Annotated in this window: 3 protein-coding genes; 1 reads left to right on the plus strand and 2 read right to left on the minus strand. The window is 73.3% G+C overall.

From position 1 onward, the window contains the following. The first annotated feature begins 11 nt into the window (after positions 1 to 11). Positions 12 to 2,057, plus strand: a complete 2,046-nt coding sequence (locus tag ABZS71_RS06105) for a tetratricopeptide repeat protein (RefSeq protein ID WP_356207930.1) — start codon at positions 12 to 14, stop codon at positions 2,055 to 2,057. Between the two features lie 590 nt (positions 2,058 to 2,647). Here the strand turns inward: ABZS71_RS06105 and pepN are convergent. Both pepN and ABZS71_RS06115 read right to left on the minus strand, forming a co-directional pair. Further along, the gene (gene pepN / locus ABZS71_RS06110) at positions 2,648 to 5,221 is read right to left on the minus strand and encodes an aminopeptidase N (RefSeq protein WP_356207931.1); all 2,574 of its coding nucleotides are present in this window, start codon (positions 5,219 to 5,221) and stop codon (positions 2,648 to 2,650) included. 75 nt (positions 5,222 to 5,296) lie between these two features. Next, positions 5,297 to 6,451, minus strand: coding sequence for a glycosyltransferase family 2 protein (locus tag ABZS71_RS06115; protein ID WP_355848383.1), 1,155 nt, complete (start codon positions 6,449 to 6,451; stop codon positions 5,297 to 5,299). Positions 6,452 to 6,546: the final 95 nt, after the last annotated feature.

A 6,546-nucleotide genomic window follows, 5' to 3' on the forward strand; every position in this document is an offset into this window, starting at 1 on the left:
ACCATCGGGTGATGGTCGAACATTCATCGCAGGGGACGTCCGGCGCGGCGCCCGGTGAAACGCCCGGTGCGGCCGGCGAGGCGGCCGTGGCGGCCGAGTTGAAGGCCGCGGCGGCGGCCGGTGCGCCGGGCGCGTACCGGGCCTACGCCGAACTCCTCACCGGGCGGGGGCAGCTGGACGAGGCCCTGCCCTGGTGGGCCAGGGCCGCCGACGCCGGCGACGCGGACGCCTCGCGCACACTCGCGATCTGCCACAAGGACCGCGGCGACTCCCCCGAGGCCGAGCGGTGGTACCGCACCGCCGCCGACCGCGACGGCGGCTGCGCCTTCGGGCTCGCCCGGCTGCTGCAGGAGTCCGGCGACACCGCCGGCGCCGAGGAGTGGTACGGGCGCGGGGCCGCGCTCGGCAGCGTCGAGTGCAAGACCAACGGCGCCGTGATGCTGGCCGCCCGGGGCGAGTGGGACACCGCCCTGGAGCGGCTGGCCGAGGCGTCCGCCGAGGGCGACGGCGTCGCCACCCGCACCCGCCAGGTCATCGAGGCCATACTGGCGGACCTGGCCGACTGGAGCGAGACCCTCGCCGAGGCGGAGGCCGACGGCGACCCCGAGGCCGCGTACGAGGCGCTGCGGGACCTTCTGGACCCCGACCGGAAGGGCATGTTCGACACCTACCCCCATATGGTCGCCGAGGCCGAGGCGCTCTACGCCAGGGCGGCGGCCATCGGCAGCGCCAAGGCGCTCGTCGACCAGGCCATCCTCGTCGCGCGCGACGACAGCCGCTGGGAGGAGGCCCACGCCCTCGCCGAGCGCGCCCATGCGCTGGGGTACGACGGTGCGGCGTATGTGCTGGGCGTCTGGTCGGAGGAGCGCGGTGAGCTGCGGGCCGCTGAGGAGTGGTACCGCAAGGCCGACGAGGCCGACGACGGCCACATCTGGGCCTGCTTCAACCTCGGCATGCTGTGCAAGCGCCAGCGGCGGCTGGACGAGGCGGAGCGGTGGCTGCGGGCCACCGGCGTCGACGAGGAGGACCCGGATCCGTTCGACGAGAGCGAGGAGCGGATCGTCACGGCGCTGGAGGACATCGCGGCGATCCGCGCCGACCCCGCCCGGCAGCCCCCCGAGGAGTGGCGGGAGCGCCTCCCCGCGCTGGCGGTCCGCGCGGAAGAGGGCGGCCCGGACGCCTGGTTCGACTACGCCGACGCCCTCGACCGGCTCTACCGGCTCCCCGAGGCCGCCGCGTGGTACCGCAAGGCGGGCACCCCGCGCGCCCTGCTCGACCTCGGCCGGATGCTGTACGAGGTGGGCGGCGCCAAGGGGATACGGATGGTGCGGTACTACGAGCCCGCGGCGGCCGAGGGCGACGCCGGGGCCGCGTACGACATCGGCCGCATCCACGACGAGGCCGGGGACAAGCGCACCGCCGAGGTCTGGTTCCACCGGGCGGCGGACCTCGGCCACGGCCGCGCCGCGTGGTGGCTCGGCCGGACCTCGGAGGAGCGCGGCGGCGATCCGCAGCAGGCCGAGCGCTGGTACATCCGCGCCGCCAGGGCCGGGCTGACCCCGCCCGCCTTCCTGGCCGGGCGCAGCATGGTCCGGCGCGGCGCCCACGCGGACGCCGAACCGCTGCTGCGGGCGGCGTGCGACGGCGACCACATGGAGGCGCCGTACTGGCTCGCCAAGGCGCTGCGCGGGCTGGGGCGGCCCGAGGAGGCCGAGAGCCGGCTGCGCCGCGCGGTGGAGGCGCGTCCGCCGGTCCTGCGCCAGTACGGCGGCATGGCCCGGCTGGACCTGCCCGACCCTCGCCTCGATCTGGCCGAGGTCCTGGTCGAGCTGGGCCGGGACGAGGCGGCGGGCGAGTCGCTGGCGGAGGTCTTCGCGGAGTCGCCCCGGCACCGCACCGCCCACCGCCTGGCGGGCGGTATCGCGCGGCGGCGCGGAGACCTTGAGGCGGCGGCCCGGCACTATGAGGAGGCCGCGGAACATGACCCCGACGGCGAGGCCGGTATGAGCCTGACCAAAATCCGCGCCCTCCTGACCCACGTGACCCACCCCCACTGAGGCGTCGCCGCGTGCGGGCCCGGGGCCAATCCCCCACCCCGCTCCTTCCCGAAACCGGGTGCAAGCCCCTGACCCCTCGCCGCGCGGCGGCAGATCAGTCGGTTTATGGGCAATCGTCCTGCGAGGCGGGACGGGTGGGCACAAAACGGCCACCGGCCCGCACCCGGCGACGAAACCTTGGCCGTGGACGGCCTGGCCGGTGGGGGCCACCGGGGTGCACGGGGCGATGAGACCTCGGTTCAGCGGGGGCCGCCTCGGTGTGGGCCGGGGCGGGTTACCGGGTGGGGGCCGGTGCGGGCCACCGGGGTGCAGCGGGCGATGAGACCTCGGTTCAGCGCGGGCCGCCTCGGTGTGGGCCGGGGCGGGTTACCGGGTGGGGGCCGGTGCGGGCCACCGGGGTGCACGGGGCGATGAGACCTCGGTTCAGCGCGGGCCGCCTCGGTGTGGGCCGGGGCGGGTTACCGGGTGGGGGCCGGTGGCCGGTTGTGCCCACCCGTTCCGCCCCGCGTAACGATTATTGCCACAACCGGGGAGTGGGGCCCCGCGCCGCCGTGCGGGCCGCACAGGCCCGCACGGCGGCGCGCGCCGAGTCAGCCTGCGGCGGCGGCGTCCGCCGCCTGCGCCTTCAGCGCACGCTCCACGCCCGCCCGCGACTCCGTCACCAGCCGCCGCAGGGCCGGCGGCGGCTCGGCGGAGGCGAGCCATGCGTCGGTGGCGTCCAGCGTGTCCTGGGAGACCTGGAGCGCCGGGTAGAGGCCGACCACGATCTGCTGCGCCATCTCATGGCTGCGGCTTTCCCAGACGTCCTTCACCGCGGCGAAGTACTTCTCCGTGTAGGGGGCCAGCAGCTCCCGCTGGTCGGTCTGGACGAAGCCGCCGATGACCGCCTCCTGCACCGCGTTCGGCAGCTTGTCGTCCTCGACGACCGACGCCCAGGCCTTCGCCTTGGCCTCCTCCGTCGGGCGCGCGGCGCGCGCCGTGGCGGCGTGGCGCTCGCCCGCGGAGGTCTTGTCGCGCTCCAGCTCCGCCGTGATCGCCGCTTCGTCGGCGCGGCCGGTCGCCGCGAGCCGCTCCAGCAGCGCCCAGCGCAGCTCGGTGTCGATGGCCAGGCCCTCGATGGTCTCGGTGCCGTCCAGCAGCCCGGAGACCAGGGCGAGCTGGTCGTCCGTACGGGCGGTGGCGATGAACGCCCGCGCCCAGGCGAGCTGGTGGTCGCTGCCGGGGGCCGCCGCCCGCAGGTGTTCGAGCGCGGCCTCGGTCCACTCGGCCAGGCCCGTCTCGCGCCAGTCGGGCGCCGCGTACAGGTCCAGGGCGAGCTTCAGCTGGCGGTGCAGCGACTGGACGACGCCGATGTCCGACTCCTTGGCGATGCCGGACAGGACCAGCGCGAGGTAGTCGCGGGTGGGCAGCTCGCCGTCGCGGACCATGTCCCAGGCCGAGGCCCAGCACAGCGCGCGCGGCAGGGACGCCTCGAAGTCGCCGAGGTGCTCGGTGACGACGGCCAGCGACTCCGGGTCGAGCCGCACCTTGGCGTAGGTGAGGTCGTCGTCGTTGAGCAGGATCACGGCGGAGCGCTTCCTGCCGGTCAGCTCCGGCACCTCGGTCAGCTCGCCGTCCACGTCCAGCTCGATCCGCTCGGAGCGGACCAGCTTGCCGGTCGCGTCGAGGTCGTACAGGCCGATGGCGATGCGGTGCGGGCGCAGCGTCGGCTCGCCCTTGGCGCCGGGCGGCAGCGCGGGGGCCTCCTGGCGTACCGCGAAGGAGGTGATGGTGCCGGAGTCGTCCGTCTCGATCCGGGGCCGCAGGATGTTGATGCCGGCCGTCTCCAGCCACTTCTTCGACCAGGTCCTCAGATCGCGGCCGCTGGTCTCCTCCAGCGCGCCGAGCAGATCGGACAGCCGGGTGTTCCCGTACGCGTGGCGCTTGAAGTACGCCTGGACGCCCTGGAAGAACTCGTCCATGCCGACGTAGGCGACGAGCTGCTTGAGCACGCTCGCGCCCTTCGCGTACGTGATCCCGTCGAAGTTGACAAGGACGTCGTCGAGGTCGTGGATCTCGGCCATGATCGGGTGGGTGGACGGCAGCTGGTCCTGCCGGTAGGCCCACGTCTTCATGGAGTTGGCGAAGGTCGTCCACGCGTGCGGCCACTTGCTGCCCGGCGCGTGGGCCTGGCAGGCGATGGAGGTGTAGGTGGCGAACGACTCGTTCAGCCACAGGTCGTTCCACCACTCCATGGTGACCAGGTCGCCGAACCACATATGGGCCAGCTCGTGGAGGATGGTATCGGCGCGCGTCTCGTACGCCGCGTCCGTGACCTTGGAGCGGAAGACGTACTGGTCGCGGATGGTGACCGCGCCCGCGTTCTCCATCGCGCCGGCGTTGAACTCGGGCACGAAGAGCTGGTCGTACTTGGCGAACGGGTACGCGTAGTCGAACTTCTCCTCGAACCACTCGAAGCCCTGCCGCGTCACCTCGAAGATCGCGTCCGAGTCGAGGAACTCGGCGAGCGAGGGACGGCAGTAGATGCCGAGCGGCACCGACCGGCCGTCCTTCTCGTACGAGCTGTGCACGCTGTGGTACGGGCCGACGATGAGCGCCGTGACGTAGGTGGACAGGCGCGGCGTCGGCTCGAAGCGCCAGACGTTGTCCTTGGGCTCCGGCGTCGGCGAGTTGGAGATCACCGTCCAGCCCTCGGGCGCCGTCACGGTGAACTGGAAGGTGGCCTTCAGGTCCGGCTGCTCGAAGCTGGCGTACACCCGGCGCGCGTCCGGCACCTCGAACTGGGTGTAGAGATACGCCTGCTGGTCCACGGGATCGACAAAGCGGTGCAGCCCCTCACCGGTGTTGGTGTACGCGCAGTCCGCGACGACCCGCAGCTCGTTGCGCCCGGCCAGCAGGGCCGGCAGCGCGATCCGGGAGTCCTTGAAGACCTTGGCGGGGTCGAGCGCGTCGCCGTTGAGCACCACCTCGTGCACGGTGGGCGCCACCAGGTCGATGAACGACTCCGCGCCCGCCTCGGCGGCGTCGAAGCGCACCGTGGTCACCGAGCGGTAGGTGCCACCCTCCTGCGCGCCGCTCAGGTCCAGATCGATTTCGTACGCGTCCACGGTGAGGAGGCGCGCCCGCTGCTGCGCCTCCTCCCTCGTGAGGTTGGTGCCAGGCACGTCGGCTCTCTCCCGTTCGTCATGTGCGGTACGCCATGCGTCAGGCGGATTGCCATCCTCGCACGTCGGAACCGGTCATCGCCGGTACACCAGCTTGTCCACGAGCAGGAAGCGCAGGGTGAACCCCGCGACGAGACCGATGGCCGTGGCGGGGAGCGCGGACAGGCCGAACGCGGAGACGAGCACCATCATCAAGGGGATGCGGGCGATCAGATCGGCGTTGCCGAGCAGCGCGAAGCCGGTGAGCCGCGCCCCGCGTGGGCGCTCGGCGCGGTGGCGGCGGTGGAGCAGCGTGTCGACGAGGGCGAAGTTCCACAGCAGCCCGGCCTGGTTGGCGATGATCTCCGCGGGCACATAGTGCATGCCTGCCGTCTCGGTGAGCAGCCACAGCACGGCCAGGTTGGGCAGGAAGCCGGACGCGCCGATGAGGGCGAAGAGGAGGAGCCTGAGGCGGGCGTCGTCCCCGGCGCGCAGATAGGCCAGGTGGCGCAGGAAGCGCAGGCCCTCGCGGAGGGTGGACTTCGACTCGCCCGCGTAGCGCTCGCCGAAGTCGAACGGGACTTCGCTCACCCCCCGGGGGCGGCAGCGCACGGCCAGTTCGAGCAGGATCTTGTAGCCCAGGGGGCGCGGCCCGGCGCCCTGTGCCGCCGTACGGGCAACCGCCTCCCGGCGGATCGCGAAGAAGCCGCTCATGGGGTCGGAGATGCCGCGCAGGGCGCGCGGGAAGAGGGCCTTGGCGACGGTGGTGGAGGTGCGGGAGACCGCTTGCCGGTAGCGGCCGGCCAGGCCCCGGCGGCTGCCCCCGGCCGTGTACCGGCTGGCGACGACCAGCTCGGCCCCGGCCTGTACGCCCGCCGCGACGAGTTCGGGGACCAGCTCGGGCGGGTGCTGGAGATCGGCGTCCATGACGACGATCCAGGGCGCGGTGGTGCGGGCGATGCCCTCGACGACCGCGCCGCCGAGGCCGCCGTCGGCGCGGGCGCGGTGGTGGACGGAGACCGGGACCGGGCAGTGCCGGGCGGCTTCGGCGATCACCTCGGGGGTGCGGTCGGTGGAGTCGTCGACGAACAGCACGTCGTACGGGGTGCCGTCGGGGACGGCGGCGGTGATCCGGGCGAGCAGCGCCTCGATGTTGTCGGCCTCGTTGAAGGTGGGGATGACGAGCGATACGGCCGGGGCGGTCGGGGCCAGTGGGGCCGGAATGTGGGCATGCGGCGGTGGCACGGGCACGCTGGCGGTCACTGCGTTCTCTCCCTTTTTTTGGGCTCGGTTCGCCTCCGGGGCGCCTTAGCCTCCCCCAGCCTTCGGCCGGGGGTGCCCCCTGT

Origin of the sequence: Streptomyces sp. NPDC005393 (assembly GCF_040606675.1) — a bacterium.
In the GTDB taxonomy this organism is placed as follows: Bacteria; Actinomycetota; Actinomycetes; order Streptomycetales; family Streptomycetaceae; genus Streptomyces.

Coding starts and splice junctions, on each gene's coding strand:
- ABZS71_RS06105 (WP_356207930.1), top strand. CDS start 12: ATGGTCGAACATTCATCGCAGGGGACGTCCGGCGCGGCGCCCGGTGAA.